This is a genomic window from Vibrio sp. S457-15 (genome assembly GCF_000960545.1).
GTDB classification, from domain to species: Bacteria; Pseudomonadota; Gammaproteobacteria; order Enterobacterales; family Vibrionaceae; genus Vibrio; species Vibrio parahaemolyticus.
The window spans coordinates 1-375 of sequence record NZ_JYOQ01000138.1 but is presented as its reverse complement, the minus strand read 5'-3'; the positions used below and the strand labels follow the sequence as shown (position 1 = coordinate 375).

Genomic DNA, 375 nt, shown 5'->3' with positions numbered 1-375 from the left:
GCTGCAATGGTTTTCACATTATGGCTATCACCGTTCTCAGCCAGCTCTTTCTGGATGCGCCTTGAACCATCTCGCCCCTTACTGTTGTCAAAAGCATCTTTAACCTTTGCATCAAACTCTTGGCGAGTTGCTTCGCGTTGAATACCCTTGTGGCGATGCTTAATCCAATAATAAAACCCACTTCGAGAAACCCTGAATACCTTAACCATGCGGACAACACTGAAGCACAGCAAGTGTTCAAGCATGAATTCATAGCAATCTACTTTAGATTTTTCGCGAAGTAGGTGGCGGCCTTTTTTACGATATCTAGCTCTTCTGCTTGTTCTGCCAACTGTCTTTTGAGTTTGGCTACTTCAGCAGCTAGCTCTTGCTCTC

At 44.8% G+C, this 375-nt stretch carries 1 pseudogene; it reads right to left on the bottom strand.

Features of this window, described 5'->3' with window-relative positions:
- Positions 1–375 (bottom strand): annotated as a pseudogene (locus tag UF05_RS15365) (IS3 family transposase); the annotation flags it as partial.